Genomic DNA, 15,817 nt, shown 5'->3' with positions numbered 1-15,817 from the left:
GTCAGCATCCCCTTCCCTCTATTTCATTATACAGTTTCTATTATCTCTATCCATAATAAATTAACGTTTATCATTAAATTATTTATGATAGAAATAAAACCCTCTTGCATACTAATGCTCGAGGGTCCTATCGTTTATTTCAGTAAGCCGGCATTTACTAGATACTCATTGGCTACTTCTGCTGCTAGCTTTCCTTCTACATTCACTTGATAATTCATTTCTCGCATTTCATCATCTGAAATTTGATCAGCCAGTTTATTTAAAGATGTTTCAATCTCTGGATACTTGATCAGTGTTTCTTGCCGTAATAACGGAGCTCCTTGATAAGGGGGGAACAGCGCTTGATCATCCTCTAATACGTGGAGCTTATATTGACGAATTTCACTATCCGTTGAATAAGCATCGAGTAGGTTGATATCTCCCGATTCAATCGCTTGATAGCGTAGCTTAGGCTCCATAGTTGCAATAGAGGGAAACGCAATATCATAGCGCTTTTGAATACCAACATAGCCATCTTCACGATCATTAAATTCTAATGTAAACCCTGCCTTAACAGCTTGTTCTATCGATTTAAGGTCCGAAATAGTTTGGAGCTGATACGTTTCAGCCAAATCCTCCGATACTGCTAACGCATACGTATTGTTATAGTTCATTGGGCTAAGCATAACCATATCAAATTGCTTTAGCATCCCATCTTTCGCCTGCTGATAGACATCTGCCTCACTGTTATTAATGGCTTCCTGCTTTAAAAACTCCGAGATGGCTGTGCCTGTAAATTCTGGGTATACATCAATACTGCCAGACTTCAACGCATTAAATACAAATGAAGTTTTTCCAAGTCCTGGCTTTAATTGCACCGTTAAGTCTGTATCCTGCTCAATTAATAACTTATACATATTGATGAGAATTTCAGGCTCCGCTCCGAGTTTTCCAGCGATAACAATTTCATCTTGGTCTTTGTTATTGAGAAGCGGAATGCAGATCATCATCAAAGCCGCAATACTGACGATACTTACAGTTGTTACTGTTTTTCTGAATGATAGCGATTCAAGCTTTTTCAGTAAAACATCGAAGATCAATGCTAATATCGCAGCGGGCACAGCCCCTAAAATAATGAGTGCGGTATTATTACGATCAATGCCTAGTAAAATAATATCGCCTAAACCACCTGCTCCAATTAAAGCAGCTAATGTGGCTGTTCCAACAATTAATACCATAGCTGTTCGAATACCAGCCATGATGACAGGCAAAGCAAGGGGCAATTCAACTTTTAATAAACGTTTAGGCGTGTTCATGCCCATTGCCAAAGCTGCCTCCTTCAATGAAGGGTCCACTTCCTTAATGCCTGTATAAGTATTTCGGAGAATCGGTAACAGTGCATAGACTACTAAGGCAATGATGGCAGGAACTTTCCCAATCCCGAATAAAGGAATTAATAACCCAAGTAACGCTAAAGATGGAATCGTTTGTAGCACGGCACTCATACCAATTATCGTTTCTGCTATTTTCTTTTTATTGGTTAAATAGATACCTAGAGGAATGGCTATAATGATAGCAAAAAAAAGAGCTATGAAGGAGATTTGTATGTGTTCGAGTAAGGCTGACAGAAGCTGTCCCTTTCGTTCCTGAAACATTGCTACAAAATTAGTCATGGCCTCGACCTCTTTCCTGGAAATCCTTTGCTACATATTGCAGTATAGTTGTTCGAGTCACCATACCAATCATCTCTCCATCCTCTTCCACGCCAAGAACGCTATGCTCTGTCAGTTTTTCAAGAATCGTTGTGATCGGCTCATTGATAGCAATAGTATCCCCTAGCTCACCAACACTTACGATTGGTTGCATAACCGTCCGAATATCAAACCTATTGTGAACTGGATTTACCCCTATAAATTGTTGGACAAAATCATTCACTGGATTTTCTACAATTTCCTGAGGAGATCCAACTTGAACAATTTCTCCATCTTTCATGACACATAGTCGATCACCTAGCTTCAATGCCTCCTGCATATCATGCGAGACAAAGACGATGGTTTTTTGAATCTTACGCTGCATATCCAGTAGATCATCCTGTAACTTCGTACGACTAATGGGATCTAATGCACTGAAAGGTTCATCCATCAAAATAATTTCTGGATCAGCCGCCAATGCCCGAAGAACGCCCACTCTTTGCTGCTCCCCTCCAGATAACTCCTTTGGCTTGCGCTGACGATACTTTTCAGGCTCAAGCCCTACCAATTCCAAAAGCTCTTCTACTCGCTTTTGAATTTTTGTTTTACTCCATTTTTTTAATTCTGGAACAATCGCAATATTCTCTTCAATGGTCATATGCGGAAAAAGAGCAATTTGTTGTAACACATAGCCAATACTCCAGCGTAACTCGTGAATATTATAATCACTAACTCTTTTTCCATTTATCCAAATAGTGCCCTCCGTCAATGGAATTAATCGGTTAATCATCTTCAATAAAGTAGTTTTGCCACATCCACTTGGGCCGATAATAACGAAGAATTCACCTTTTTTAATCTCCACATTGAGGGCTTTGACAGCCACATGGTCGTTACTATACATTTTTGAGACATTATCAAATGTTATCATCTGCCAGCTCCTTATAATTCGCTAATGACATAGTAAATTCATATTCGTCTATATATTTCACAAATAATAGCCCTTCCAAACATCTTTTCGAAAGCTAGTTGGTTACCCTCACCTCCAACTTCTCAGCAATTGGTAACAATGGTCATAAAACCTCTTTAAGATTTATCATAGCATTTTATTCCCAATTGCACATAACTCTACCAATCTACTAAATTGACTGTTAATTCCTCCGTATGAGAAGATAAAAAAAACGGCAATTGGGAGGTAGTGAACTATGAAGAATGTCTTTCAATTTATACCTATTAACAAACTGGCTGATAAGTTTCCCGAAAACTCTTGGTGGGCAAGCCATTACACGGATTTTAGTGAGAACGACCTTGTTGCGTACTATGAGGGAGATTTGAAGCTTCCTTTTCTTGATTTGGATTGGGACATTCCTTTCCCACAGCAAGACAATGTGATCATTATTTTTATTGATGGTCATTTGACGGTAGATCATTTATACAATGCAGAAACGGATGGTGCAATAGGACTGATGGTAATAGGCAATTTGACAGCTAAAAATATAGCTGTAGGTGGTCAGGAAATCTATGTTCACGGACATCTGACAGTAGAGGATATTTTGTGTGGCTCCTATAATCATGGGGAAACGATTGTCAATGGTCATCTTCAGGCAAACGTATTAGTTCAAGACGATGAGTATCGCTTTAACGTTCATGGACAGAAGTCACTGCAATGTATCGTCAACATTTGGCACGGAGATGGCGTTTTTCAGGAACTCCCTATCCGTATACAAGATGTGTTAATTGACGAGGTTTTTTATGATATGGATGACGATGAAGAAGAGATTGAATTTTCATTCGTCACATTGGTGAGTATCCTTAAAGAAGGACGCTCCGCACTGACTAATTTACAGGAAATCCCCCACATCAAGAAGGCAACTCATGTATATTTTACGGACCATCACATCGATGTGGAAAATATACTAAAGCTAACAAAGTGTATTTTGATGACTGGAGACAAGCCTTATTTTGACCTTGAGGAACATGGTGTACATTTCACTGTTCAGCGAGCGCATATCGATGATGACGGAGACAAGACGAATGATAGCATTTATATGAAAACCTCCCAGTATCATTATTTTATTTGGCTCAATGAAGATCAAACCGTCTCCCTATTGAGAAAATCATTCGATGAAGGAGATGAATGGTGGGACATTACGGATTTACCTCAGGAGCATTTAGTGGATATTCAGGATCACTGGATTATGTTATTAACTTGTGTAAATGTCGCTACCCTTTATGTGCCTAAAATCGAGGTTCAATATGTAGAACGAATTTTACAACATCCAGAAATTCAAGGGCTTGACGAGGATGACGATGGTTTCTGGGACGGTTCTAAATATTATAGTTTCCGTCAGGCCTATACGGATGAAGATGGTGATTTTATTCATGCTCGTATTGAAATTAGGACGCCTGATGAAGCGTATTATTTTTATTCATTAGAAAATCCATCCTATGTTTCTCGACACTACCAACCACCTAACCATTTTGGTCGCCAAGAGATAGCTTTTTTAAATACTAGACGCTGGGAGGCTTCCGAACAATATTTTGAGAGATTTAAACAATTTATGTCTCAAAATTTTAAGATAGACATTTTAGCGGAATGACATGGAACTATTTAACGTTCGCAACGTTCTATTAATGATACAAGCTATTTATATATACAGTTCTTTATTTCTCTTTCACTCTTTGTCATAATAAGAGATAGCTAATCTTTTAATAGAAGGGAGGGAGATGTGGTCACTACCAACATCAAGCCTACCATGAAATACGTAGTTAATTTTTTAAAAGGACTTATGATTGCTGTCGTTGTTATTTGTATTTCATTTTTTATGGTGACACAGTTGTTTAATACGACAGAAAAAGAAGAGCCTGTCGTCATTGATGATCGCCCGAGTGCGGAAGAATTTATCGGCGAAATCGCTGAAACTGCACGAAATCTTGGTGCCAATAATGACTTATATGCATCCGTGATGATTGCACAAGCTATTCTAGAAAGCGAGAGCGGACAAAGTGGTCTTGGCTCTGCCCCCAACTATAATCTGTTTGGCATGAAAGGCAGCTATCAAAATAATTCCGTAAAACTCGAAACGTCAGAGGATGATGGATCAGGTAATTTGTCGACCATTATGGCTGATTTCCGCAAATACCCTTCCTATGAGGCTTCTATGCAGGACTATGTAAAGCTAATGCGCAATGGTGTTTCGTGGAACAAGGAATTTTATGCAGGTGTTTTCAAAAGTAACACCAAATCCTATTCAGATGCGACAAAGTTTTTAACAGGCTCCTATGCCACTGATTCAAAATATAACGAAAAATTAAATTCACTTATCGCTCAATACGACCTACAACAATATGACAGCCCCGTAAAGAATAAGAAAACGATAACGGTCACGGATGGTGACTCTATAGTAGATATCGCCGAGGTCTATAATGTCAACGTGACTTCTATTAAACAGTGGAATCAGTTGCGTTCAGATCGACTTGAGGCTGGTATGCAATTAAATATTTATCACTATTAGTCGAAAATCTCCATGCTCAGAAATTGTGCATGGAGATTTTTTGTGCGAAACCATTCTTTTTTTCAAACGTCCTTATGTAAAAATGAGGCAAGGCAAGGAAAGGATAGGAATATAGTGACTCGTACACAACTGCTCAGCCTGATCATCATCAATCTAGTACTATTGCCAATCATTCAGCTTAGCTATAATTTATTATTTATGACTCAAATAGCTGAAAGTTTGTTTCAAATATTCCTGTTCCCACTATTCATTATTGTCTTGAACCTGTTCCTTTGTTGCTGGCGATTAAAAATATCATTTTATATCCATTGGATCTTTATTTATGTAGGACAGGGTACTGCATTAGCCTGTTATTTCGTGTGGCATTATAGTCAATTAACGCCCTTCCCACATATGCCTCTCGGTGAAGCAGCCTTTGATTTATACATGGTCACTTTTTTAATCGGGTTATGGCAGCTGGTCGCATTATTTATCATCAATATCTGTACATTTGTCGTTTATTTATTTTGGCAAACCATCCAAAATAATGACCATAAAAAAAAGCTTTATAGGATTTGACCTCATAAAGCAAGACAATAAATATGCACTGAATTGATTAGCTGGTGTATGACGGTTTCTATTTCAAACACACGCGTATCCTAACGCCCCTGTATGATTCTTTACTTGAAGCGCGTTTTTTTCCGTACATTGACCCAAAATTCCTCTCGACATATTTTTTGAAATTCTGCTTGTTTATCCTTCAAGCCTGTAATTGACGAGTGCTAATTCTTCTCTTAAAACGAAACGTAATAATTGATGTTAATCTTGCCCCAACTGTTGCTTTGAAATAAAGTTTGAGCAAAAATACCTCGAAAACCCTTATTTTCTGTTAAATTAAGAAGAATCCCTTTTGAAAAAAGATTGATCAAAACGGATTCTTCCTCTGTGAAGTATTGTTTCATTTTTATAAAAAAATTTGAGCATTTTCTGTGATCTAATCTTTAACAAATACCTATCCCTTTTCCTCTCTTAAAATGCAGGTATCGGTTTAGTAGCCTTTTGAAATTTTGAAAATGATGATTTATGAAATTGATTCAGTTAATTTTAAACATAATAAAAAAGCACTCTCTCAAGAATGCTTTATAAGTCGGAATATATTGTGGTATGCCTTTATATCTATCTCAAAATATTGCTGATACCGGTTGAAATAAACTTTCTTTAACTAGCTTGATTTTTAGGATGATTTTTACGATGAAGCTCAGTAAGATCTTTTATATAATATAATGAATAGTCATCGTTAATATCCACTTCGAAAAAGTAATAATTTTTAGTTTCTATATCTTTAACTTCTATTTCAAACAAACCCATTCCTCTCAAGTAATCGATTTCTTCTGATTTTAAATTTTCTCTAGCAATGCCATAGTTAGTCTCAATATAGTTTTCCACATAGTTGTATACGATAGCGTTTCGAGATTTAGAATTAAAATAATTGTAATTAACAAACATAACTACTATACAAAATAATAAATTAAAGATAATTATTTTTTTCATTTCCCTCTCCTTCCGCCCTATCAAGTATCAAGACTATACTTATTAATAATTACAATTTTTCAAACTATAAAAATTCGATTTTAGTGTCTTTACCTACCAATTTAACAATAAAGAAAATTTATAATAATACAATTAATTATTAATTGAAAAACTCACCATCGATATAATTGCAGAGTTAACGTTATAGTTTATATCACGTATAGTACTGTTAGGAGCTAACGTTTGAACTCTTAACATTGTACCTGTGGAAGCGTAGATATATCCAAGTCCAGGTGTCCAGTGATAATCATATGCATAATCTGCATTAGGTTCAAAAAGAGTAAAGTATTTATCAAATTTTACTGCAAGCGGTCTATTATTATCTATTCCAGTCTTATATGAGAAAAAATTATTAAAACTACTTGATGAAGCTGAATATCCTCTTGCAATCGCTTCATTTTCTAGACCTGAAAGCACACCATTTACACTCATACCATAGAAAGTGCCTCCACGATTAGCATACATGCTATTAATAATGCTCCTTTAGCAAATCAACACCACCTACTCCCCATTTGTCCTTTGAGTTTAGTATAGCTGCTTTATTGAAGTCAAAAAGAGAAGCCTATCGATTTGGCTTCTCCGGAAATAAAGAACCTACTTCTGTTAGGGTTGTGGCTAAATCATGGCGATAGAGTTTATGCTGTTTATCTAAGCTATTAATGGTCACTTCATTACCACCAAGTGAAGAATGCACATATAGATTATCGCCCATATATAAAGCGATATGGCCTGGGAAATAGAGCAAATCACCTTTTTGCCTATCCTCTTTTTCTATTTTCACAATAGGAAAGCCCTCTACCATTTTAGCATCCCGAAAAATAGTAACCCCATTTAACATATAGGCCATTGAACATAAACCGGAGCAATCAATGCCTAATGGTGATTTGCCACCCCAGCGATAAGGTGTAGCTAAATAGCTTAGCGCTGTTTGGACTACGTTTTCTCGAAAGGAATGCTCGGTTATTTGAGTTTGAGATGGCTTTTCCTGTAGCCATTTTGTGCGAACATAGCCTATTTTTCCCGACACTAATTGTATAGCAGACCACTCTTCCGGTACGTCCTCTTGCGTAACAACGCCTATACTAGAACCTTTCACAAGAGTCATCAGCTTTGTGCTTTGGATACGAGGCTGCTGTAAAACATCTGCAAAGCTTTGAATAATGATAGGCTGTGCTTCGCTGTGCCATTTAGCAGCCGTTTCTTCATCCAGTAGCAAATCAGCCTTCTGACAATATCCTTTATAACGATAAGCAGTTTGAACATATACCCAATCCTCATGACAGTCTGTCAGAATATCTACTGTCATGCCATAAAGTACCTCATCTATTAATTCGGAAGTTTCATCAGGCTTGGCATGCAAATTGGCAATCATGGCTGTTACGATAGACTTCATTGCTGTTCCTCCTTCTGCTCCATCATATGGTCATAAACAACCTTTGAAAGACGACCAATCAATTGGCGAGCCAGATCATTATCCGTTACATTTGTTATGAAAATACCAATCAGATAATCAAACGAGCTACCGTAGACAATTCCTACATCATGATCGACTGTGTCAAGCCCACCTGTTTTATGGGCCAGTTTTACATCATCAACGAGGTAACGCTTTAAGCCTTCATATACGCGCTGTCTACTTAAAATGTCGATGACCAGCTCATTGTAAGGTGATGCTAGTAAATCCTTTTGATATATTCGTGTAAAAAGATGGGCCATGTCCCGTGCAGACGTAAAGTTGTCATTCCCCATTGCAAGTCGCTCGACATCCATCATTTTTCGCTGTAGCAACGTTTCCTGTAAGCCTATTTGACGGAAATAATCATTTAAAAAATCCATTCCCACAACATCAATTAGGACGTTTGTTGCTGTATTGTCACTCGTTATAATCATCCATACTAGTAGCTCGTAAACTGTGCTTTGCGTCAGACATTGCTCACTTATTACACTAAAATCTACCCAATCAGTAGGAGTGATTGTTAAGGCTGAATGAAGGGATATGTTGTGTTTCCCGGTATATGCTAAAACAGCTAGAAGAATCGGCACTTTTATAATACTAGCGCTAGAAAATGACTCCTCTAGTTGATGACTAAATAGGAATTGCTCGGTTTTTGGATCTTTAACAAAGAGATGTACCTTATAGGGAGTTTTTTGGATGAGATCTTGGATTTGATTCTCCATTAGACACCTACCTAACAACACGAATTCGGTGATTATCTGCATCCATTGTAATGGTTCTTCCTAAAGGCAGTGACATCGTTGGTAAACAATGTCCACACGTGATCCCTGAAATAATAGGTTTGTTAAAAGGCACTAGAATTTCCTCGAAGATCGTTTGTAGCGATAAACTTTGCTCGGGCTTTTGTGGATTTTCAGGTCCACAATTTGTCCATGCTCCCAATAAGATACCTGCTACGTCATCTAATTTCCCCGCCAGTTTTAATTGCGTTAACATCCGGTCAACTCGTTGCTCACTTTCATCAATATCTTCTAAAAATAGGATTTTTCCTTTTGTATCAATTTCATAGGGTGTACCAAGTGATGCAGTCACTAATGTTAAATTGCCCCCAATAAGTGTACCTGTAGCACTACCAGCTACGAGCTTGGACATTGGTTGGTCTACAGGATTTTCTAAGTCATACTCCTCTACCCCTACCGCCATTATTTGCTGGCAGAAGGATTGCCATGTGTAATCGTCCATCTCCTGCCTAATAAATTCAGTCGATGGCATTGGTGTATGGTACGTAACAAAGCCACTAAGCTGGTTGAAGGCTATATGTAGAGCAGTCACATCACTATAGCCTACAAAGACTTTAGGATTCGCCTTAATTACCTCAAAATCTAAAAGCGGTAAAATTTTTGTAGCCCCATAGCCACCGCGAACACAAAAAATACCGTCAATCGTTGGATCTTGAAACATTCGATGAACATCCGCTGCCCGCTGATCATCAGTGCCTGCTAAATAACCATGTCGCGCGTGACACGTCTCTCCTACAACCACCTTCAACCCAAGCTTTTCAATACTAGCTATAGCTGGCTGTAATCTATCGGGTGGAGTAGCTCCTGAAGCACTTATTAGACCAATTGTGTCACCTTTTTTCAATGCCTTTGGACAAATCATTCATTTACCTCCCGTTTCAATGAAGTACGATAAACCGTTAGCTCTTCTTCATTAGCTAAAATAAAATGGCCATCCTCAATTTCCACAAATGACGGAGGACTGTCCGCATAACGATGTTGTGCTGGATCATATATCTCAACAACTTTCTCTCGCTCCTTATAAGGATTTGGCTCCGGTACAGCTGATAACAAAGCTCTCGTATACGGATGAAGCGGACGGGTGAAAAGCTGTTCTGTTTCAGCTAGCTCGACAATTTTTCCTTGATAAATGACGGCCGTCCGATCCGTGATAAAACGGACAACGGATAGATCATGGGCAATAAATAAAAAGGTTAAATGATTTTTTCGTTGAAGATTAGCTAATAAATTCAACACCTGTGCCCGAATGGATACGTCTAAGGCGGATATTGGCTCATCAGCAATAATAAATTCTGGCTCCATCACTAAAGCACGAGCAATGCCAATACGCTGGCGTTGACCACCTGAAAACTCATGAGGAAATCGATTCGAAAATTCCGGAAGTAGACCAACATTTACTAATGCCTTGCGTACCTTTTCTTGCCGTTCCGCTTCATCTTTATATTTTTTGGAAGGGTATAATCCTTCCGCCACTATATAATCAACCTTGGCACGTTCATTGAGCGACGCCATCGGGTCCTGAAAAATCATTTGGATTTTCTGTGTAATTTCCCTATCCCAATCTTTTGGAATTTTCCCATGAATAGTTTTGCCATGATACAAAATTTGTCCTTCGGTGACCTCGTTGATGCGCATAATAGAACGACCAATCGTTGTTTTCCCTGATCCTGATTCACCTACTAAGCCAAATGTTTCGCCTTTAAAAATATGAAAACTGACATCATCAATGGCCGTAAATTTATGCTTCCCCTTACCAAAATCAACGGTTAAATTTTTCACTTCCAGTACTATTTCTTTTTCACTCACTAGCATACTGCCTCCCCTCTGCAAAAAAAGCTTGTAAGGCAGCAGGAGGTTCTACCTTTGGAGCAAGCGGATCTAATAACCATGTTCGTGCATAATGCGTGTCACTAACCTGAAAAAAAGGTGGGCGCTCGATAAAATCGATTTTCAGCGCATATTGATTGCGCGGCGCAAAGGCATCCCCCTTTATTTCCTGAAAAAGATTGGGTGGCGACCCTTTGATCGAATACAACGCTTCTCCCTTAGAGCCGAGCTGCGGCAGGGAGGAAATAAGGGCCCATGTATATGGATGCTTACTATTAAAGAAAATTTCATGAGTTTTCCCAACCTCAATTACATCACCCGCGTACATGACCGCAATACGGTCAGCCACCTTGGCGACCACACCTAAATCATGCGTAATATAGACGATCGTTAAGCCATACTTAAGTTGAAGATTTTTTAATAGCTGTAAAATTTGTGCCTGTATCGTTACATCTAGAGCGGTTGTTGGTTCATCACATATTAAAATATTTGGCTTACAGGCAATCGCAATCGCAATGACAATACGTTGGCGCATACCTCCTGAAAATTCATGAGGATATTGCTTATAGCGTTTTTTCACATCATGTATTCCAACATCTGTAAGTAGTTTTAATGTTTCTTCATAAGCCTCCTTCCCCTTTAAGTCCTGATGCAACACCACACATTCCTCAATTTGCTTACCAATCGTTTTAAGTGGATTTAAAGATGTCATCGGGTCCTGCGTCACCATGGCTATTTCCTTCCCTCGTATATGGAGCCATTCTTGCTCTGTCGTAAATTGTCCTAGATCCTGTGCTTGGTAAATGATTCTGCCCTGCTTAATGCTGCCATTTTTGTCGAGCAAGCCCATAATAGACTTCATTAGCACAGATTTGCCCGAACCAGATTCTCCAACAATCGCTAGACTTTCCCCTTTATATAAATCAAGAGAAATATCTCGAATTGCAGTTAAAACACGACCACGTAATGTGAATTGAATAATTAGATTTTGGATAACTAATAGGCGTGATTTTTTAGATGTCACTGATTTCATCTCCTTATACATGGTTTTTTGGATCTGCTGCATCTGCAAAGGAATTACCAATTATATAAAATGCAATAGTAATGACACTTAACACAATACTCGGGAAAATCAGCTGATATCGTAAGTCTGGCGACATCATGAGCACACGCCCTTCATTGATTAAATTACCTAAGGACGGTTCACTAATTGGTAGCCCTAAGCCAATATACGTTAAAAATACTTCTGCCCCTATAGCAAAGGGAATAGCTAGACTCATACGTAACATAATGACAGAAATTAAATAGGGTAATAGATTTTTTACAATAATACGGTAATCAGGTGTCCCTAAACATTTAGAGGCTAGGTTGTATTCACGGTCCCGCAAAATAACAATTTGATTGCGAATAAACCTAGCCATTTCCACCCACCCCGTTATACACATGGCGATAATAATCGTTGATATACTTGGTCGCAAAATATAAGACATTAAAATGAGTACAATGGTTGTTGGAATATTATCAACAACGTTATACAGCTGTGTAATAGGTACCTCTAGCTTTCGCGAAAAGCCCCATAGTGTACCAACTGTAATCCCAACCACAGCTTCTACTAAGGCGACTACACAGCCAATAAATAAGGATGTCCTTGTCCCCGCCCAAATTCGTGACCATAAATCCTGCCCAATTGAGTTTGTACCAAACCAAAATTCAGCATTGGGGGTAATATTACGTGCCTGCATCCCTGTTTGCTCATCTAGGTAAATTTCCGTTGGTGATTTTTGTGCTGGTAAATACGGCTGAAGGATCGTAAAGCCAACAATAATAAGCACGCCTACTAATAAAAAAACAGCTAGTCTATTTTTCAAAAAGGATTGCCATGTGGAACGCCAATATGAGTAATTAGAATGGCCTGTTTCTTCTGCTTGTCGCGCATCGACTTCCGCAAATTCAAACAATGTTTCCCGTGATTTATTAGAAATATTATGAATTTCATTCGAATACATGCCCATTAACGTACTCCCCCTCCTTTGCCGAGTTTAATCCGAGGATCAACAAGTGCCATGGCAATATCCCCTAAAATAAGTCCGATAATACCAAGGGAGGAGAACACCAGCACTAAGCCTTGAACAATCGTATTATCCTGTCGTTGAATCGCATCAACGAGTAAGCCCCCCATCCCTGGAATGGAATACAAAGATTCGATATAAATGGAGCCTGTAATGGTGAACAAAATGGTTGCAGGTAAATATTGCGCCATTGGGATAAAGGCATTTCGCAAAACGTGCTTGAACATTAATGTTCGTTCCTTTACTCCTTTAGCCCTCGCTAGTTTAATATAGTCCTTGTTCAATTCGTCCACCATATAACGCCTCATCCACATCGCGTAGGAGGCTGTAGGAGCCAACGCCATAGAAGTTAGTGGGAGAATCCATGTAATCGGTCTATACTCATCAAAGAGCATCGGTAATTGAAAGAGATCAGTAATATACATTTGTATCACTAAATAATAAACGGCTGCAGGTACAGCAACGACAAAAACTATATAGCCTGTCCCAAGTCGATCGAGCCAACGCCCCTTACGATAGGCCATCATAATACCTAGCGGCACACCAATTAGGAGTGACAGGACAACGGCCCCTAACCCAAAGAGTAGTGAATACATAATTTTGTCCGCAATAATCGTTGTAACAGGTACATCTGTACGATAGGTCACCGATTTCCCGAGATCCCCTTGTAATAATTTCGTGTAAAAGTTTCCTAGCTGAATAAGCAATGGATCACGTAATCCTAAATTCGTTAAATAAATTTCTTGCTGAGCAGGTGACATTTTATCGGCTGCCGCACCTAAATATCCTTCCTCCGGCATTAATCGTAATAATGAAAAAACAATTGTTATAATAATAAAAAGGGTTAACACAGATTGTAAGAGTCGTTTTCCTATATATTGCAACATCGCGCCATCCTCCCATGTCAAAAAGACTAAAGGAGATGCCGACTGTTCCTTTCGGTATCTCCTTTTTTATCTACGATCCCCTACTACTTTTTAGCATTCGCTAAAGCGTCAGCACGCTCTTGTTCCCACTGAGCAAGCGCTTTCTTAAATTCATCATTACTCATTGGCTTTTCCAATACTTGCTGACCTTTAAATTTCTCGGCAGTTACACCAAATGGTGAATACTGTGCCTCGAAAGGATTTAATTTGGATGCAACATAGCCACTACCTCCAACGGAATATGGAATCACTAAGGCTTCTTCAATTAAAAAGGCCTCTGCCTTCGCAAACAGCTCATACCGTTTTGCCACATCAATCGTTACCTTTGCTTCATCCACAAGGTTTTGATACGTCGTTTTTCCATTGGCTTCTGTGTAACCCTCAGCTAATTCAGGTTTATTATAAGTACCGTCCACTGTAAATGGATCTGTATACGTGGATGGATCTGCATAATCTGGCCCCCAGTTAGCTTCTAAAAGTGCAAATTTCCCAGGACGACGCACCTCAGATAAAAAGCCTGTCGCTGGACCTGCCTCTACAATAATGTCGACATAATCTGTCCCCAGTAATTTTTCAATTTGCTGCTCCACTACTTGGGAACGATTTGCCCAGTCTGGACTACCCGCATTATATGGCAATAACACTTTTACAGGGAATGTAGCTTTACCCGCTAATGCCACTTTTGCTTTTTCTTTGAATTCAAGTGCTAGTTCTTTATTAAAGGAATCCTCATTGGAAATAGTTGCAAATGGCGTTAATTGTGTGTAATCTACCCCTGCAACATCTACAAAGTTTTTGGGGGTAATCGTGTTGCTCAGCAAATCGGCTGGATTATAAGGCTCCACCGTTAACATGGCGGAAACACGGTCCAGTGCATGGAATATTGATTTTCGGAAATCTTTGTTGTTGACGGCGATCTTCCAGTTATCTGGTTCATATTCTGCGTCAAATTGTGGGTTAAAGTTGAGAGCGTAGAAGTAGGTATAGAAGTTATTTTGTGTTTGACGAACTTGAGATTTTTTCTTATCATCCTTAAACCATTCATCAATAATGGAAGTAGGAATACTAGCGGAATCAATTTCTCCACGTAAAAACAGTTCGGGTGCTACCGTTGCAGCTTCTTTATTATATTTATAGCGGATACGATCAATCAGTACTTTGTCTTGATCCCAATACGTATTGTTTTTTACAAGAACACGCTCATTTTGCGGCTCAAATTTATCTAAAATATAAGCGCCATTATAAAGGAAATTTTCACGTGTTGTTCCAAAGTCAGCCCCTTTTTCTGCAATGAACTTACCATTCACTGGGAAGAAACAAACGTAGTTTAACATAGAAAGAAAATAAGGTGTCGAAGCTTCTAAAGTATATTCTACTGTATGTTCATCCAACGCCTTTATGCCTACCTGCTTGAAATCTGTCATTTCACCGTTATAGAATGCCTCTCCATTTTTGACAACTGTCGCAATCCAGGCTGTCGAGGATTCATTTTTGGCATCAAGGACATACTGCAAGCCGTCCACAAAATCCTGTGCAACTACATCCGCATATTCCTTCCCTTCATGTGTCACCCATTTGGCATCATCACGTAACTTGAAGGTCCATACGGTTGCATCTTCATTTGCCGACCATTCTTTCGCTAATCCCGGCTGGACTACCCCGTATTTATCATACTCAATAAGACCATCTACCATATTCGCCGCCACCGCAAACTCATTCGTTTCAGACGTTTTTAAGTAATTTAATGTTTTAATTTCCCCTGAATATACCACACGATATTCTGATCCTTTTTCACCCGATTTTTCATCATTGCAGGCTACACAAAATAATACGACCAAACATACGAAAAGCCACCAATATTTTCTCACATGCATCCCCCTAGTCATCTTTTTATAATGAAAATCCTATTGGAAGGACCGATGTCATGACCTTCAATAGGATTTTTCAAACATAAGCTAGGTCCCTCTATATGGACCCTCTCTCTATATACG

15 protein-coding genes are annotated in these 15,817 nt (G+C 38.8%); 3 read left to right on the top strand and 12 right to left on the bottom strand.

Going from position 1 to position 15,817, the window contains the following annotated elements; genetic code table 11:
* Nucleotides 1-134: 134 nt before the first annotated feature.
* Both AC1Q6O_RS07210 and AC1Q6O_RS07205 read right to left on the bottom strand, forming a co-directional pair.
* The gene (locus tag AC1Q6O_RS07210) at nucleotides 135-1,652 is read right to left on the bottom strand and encodes an ABC transporter permease/substrate-binding protein (protein ID WP_492401015.1); all 1,518 of its coding nucleotides are present in this window, start codon (nucleotides 1,650-1,652) and stop codon (nucleotides 135-137) included.
* Nucleotides 1,645-2,598: an ABC transporter ATP-binding protein gene (locus tag AC1Q6O_RS07205; RefSeq protein WP_492401014.1), complete on the bottom strand. Its 954-nt coding sequence runs from the start codon at nucleotides 2,596-2,598 to the stop codon at nucleotides 1,645-1,647. The genes AC1Q6O_RS07210 and AC1Q6O_RS07205 overlap by 8 nt, the downstream gene beginning before the upstream one ends.
* Before the next feature lie 274 nt (nucleotides 2,599-2,872).
* Here AC1Q6O_RS07205 and AC1Q6O_RS07200 point away from each other — a divergent pair, with 274 nt between their 5' ends.
* The 3 genes from AC1Q6O_RS07200 (at nucleotide 2,873) to AC1Q6O_RS07190 (ending at nucleotide 5,740) form a co-directional block, all read left to right on the top strand.
* Complete coding sequence (locus AC1Q6O_RS07200; RefSeq protein ID WP_427071649.1) at nucleotides 2,873-4,267, top strand: hypothetical protein; 1,395 nt, start codon at nucleotides 2,873-2,875, stop codon at nucleotides 4,265-4,267.
* Between the two features lie 156 nt (nucleotides 4,268-4,423).
* A complete protein-coding gene (locus AC1Q6O_RS07195; RefSeq protein WP_008175677.1) occupies nucleotides 4,424-5,182 on the top strand; it encodes a glucosaminidase domain-containing protein in 759 nt (252 codons plus the stop codon).
* A gap of 114 nt (nucleotides 5,183-5,296) precedes the next feature.
* Nucleotides 5,297-5,740: a hypothetical protein gene (locus AC1Q6O_RS07190; protein WP_237068764.1), complete on the top strand. Its 444-nt coding sequence runs from the start codon at nucleotides 5,297-5,299 to the stop codon at nucleotides 5,738-5,740.
* A gap of 639 nt (nucleotides 5,741-6,379) precedes the next feature.
* On the opposite strand, the gene AC1Q6O_RS07185 is transcribed toward AC1Q6O_RS07190, so the two are convergent.
* The 10 genes from AC1Q6O_RS07185 to AC1Q6O_RS07140 form a co-directional block, all read right to left on the bottom strand.
* On the bottom strand, nucleotides 6,380-6,712 hold the full coding sequence (locus tag AC1Q6O_RS07185; RefSeq protein WP_089984948.1) for a histidine kinase: 333 nt from the start codon (nucleotides 6,710-6,712) through the stop codon (nucleotides 6,380-6,382).
* 132 nt (nucleotides 6,713-6,844) lie between these two features.
* Entirely contained in the window at nucleotides 6,845-7,216 is a 372-nt protein-coding gene (locus AC1Q6O_RS07180) for a hypothetical protein (protein ID WP_427071648.1), read from the bottom strand.
* A 97-nt stretch (nucleotides 7,217-7,313) separates the two neighbouring features.
* Entirely contained in the window at nucleotides 7,314-8,144 is an 831-nt protein-coding gene (locus tag AC1Q6O_RS07175; protein WP_090001841.1) for a C40 family peptidase, read from the bottom strand.
* Nucleotides 8,141-8,926: a serine hydrolase gene (locus tag AC1Q6O_RS07170; RefSeq protein ID WP_139150581.1), complete on the bottom strand. Its 786-nt coding sequence runs from the start codon at nucleotides 8,924-8,926 to the stop codon at nucleotides 8,141-8,143. Before AC1Q6O_RS07170 ends, AC1Q6O_RS07175 begins: the two co-directional genes overlap by 4 nt.
* Before the next feature lie 7 nt (nucleotides 8,927-8,933).
* The gene (locus tag AC1Q6O_RS07165; RefSeq protein ID WP_008175664.1) at nucleotides 8,934-9,866 is read right to left on the bottom strand and encodes a S66 peptidase family protein; all 933 of its coding nucleotides are present in this window, start codon (nucleotides 9,864-9,866) and stop codon (nucleotides 8,934-8,936) included.
* Nucleotides 9,863-10,816, bottom strand: coding sequence for an ATP-binding cassette domain-containing protein (locus tag AC1Q6O_RS07160; protein WP_216604677.1), 954 nt, complete (start codon nucleotides 10,814-10,816; stop codon nucleotides 9,863-9,865). Before AC1Q6O_RS07160 ends, AC1Q6O_RS07165 begins: the two co-directional genes overlap by 4 nt.
* Complete coding sequence (locus tag AC1Q6O_RS07155) at nucleotides 10,803-11,876, bottom strand: ABC transporter ATP-binding protein (RefSeq protein ID WP_008175660.1); 1,074 nt, start codon at nucleotides 11,874-11,876, stop codon at nucleotides 10,803-10,805. Before AC1Q6O_RS07155 ends, AC1Q6O_RS07160 begins: the two co-directional genes overlap by 14 nt.
* Nucleotides 11,869-12,843, bottom strand: a complete 975-nt coding sequence (locus tag AC1Q6O_RS07150) for an ABC transporter permease (RefSeq protein WP_008175658.1) — start codon at nucleotides 12,841-12,843, stop codon at nucleotides 11,869-11,871. The genes AC1Q6O_RS07155 and AC1Q6O_RS07150 overlap by 8 nt, the downstream gene beginning before the upstream one ends.
* On the bottom strand, nucleotides 12,843-13,787 hold the full coding sequence (locus AC1Q6O_RS07145; RefSeq protein ID WP_036125095.1) for an ABC transporter permease: 945 nt from the start codon (nucleotides 13,785-13,787) through the stop codon (nucleotides 12,843-12,845). The genes AC1Q6O_RS07150 and AC1Q6O_RS07145 overlap by 1 nt, the downstream gene beginning before the upstream one ends.
* A gap of 83 nt (nucleotides 13,788-13,870) precedes the next feature.
* Nucleotides 13,871-15,700 (bottom strand): peptide ABC transporter substrate-binding protein, encoded by a 1,830-nt coding sequence (locus tag AC1Q6O_RS07140; RefSeq protein WP_216604678.1) that lies wholly within the window; start codon nucleotides 15,698-15,700, stop codon nucleotides 13,871-13,873.
* Nucleotides 15,701-15,817: the final 117 nt, after the last annotated feature.

The organism is Lysinibacillus sp. GW823-FHT06C08 (assembly GCF_058795135.1).
Note: the sequence above shows the minus strand (reverse complement) of the source record. Positions and strands in the feature narration are given on the sequence as shown.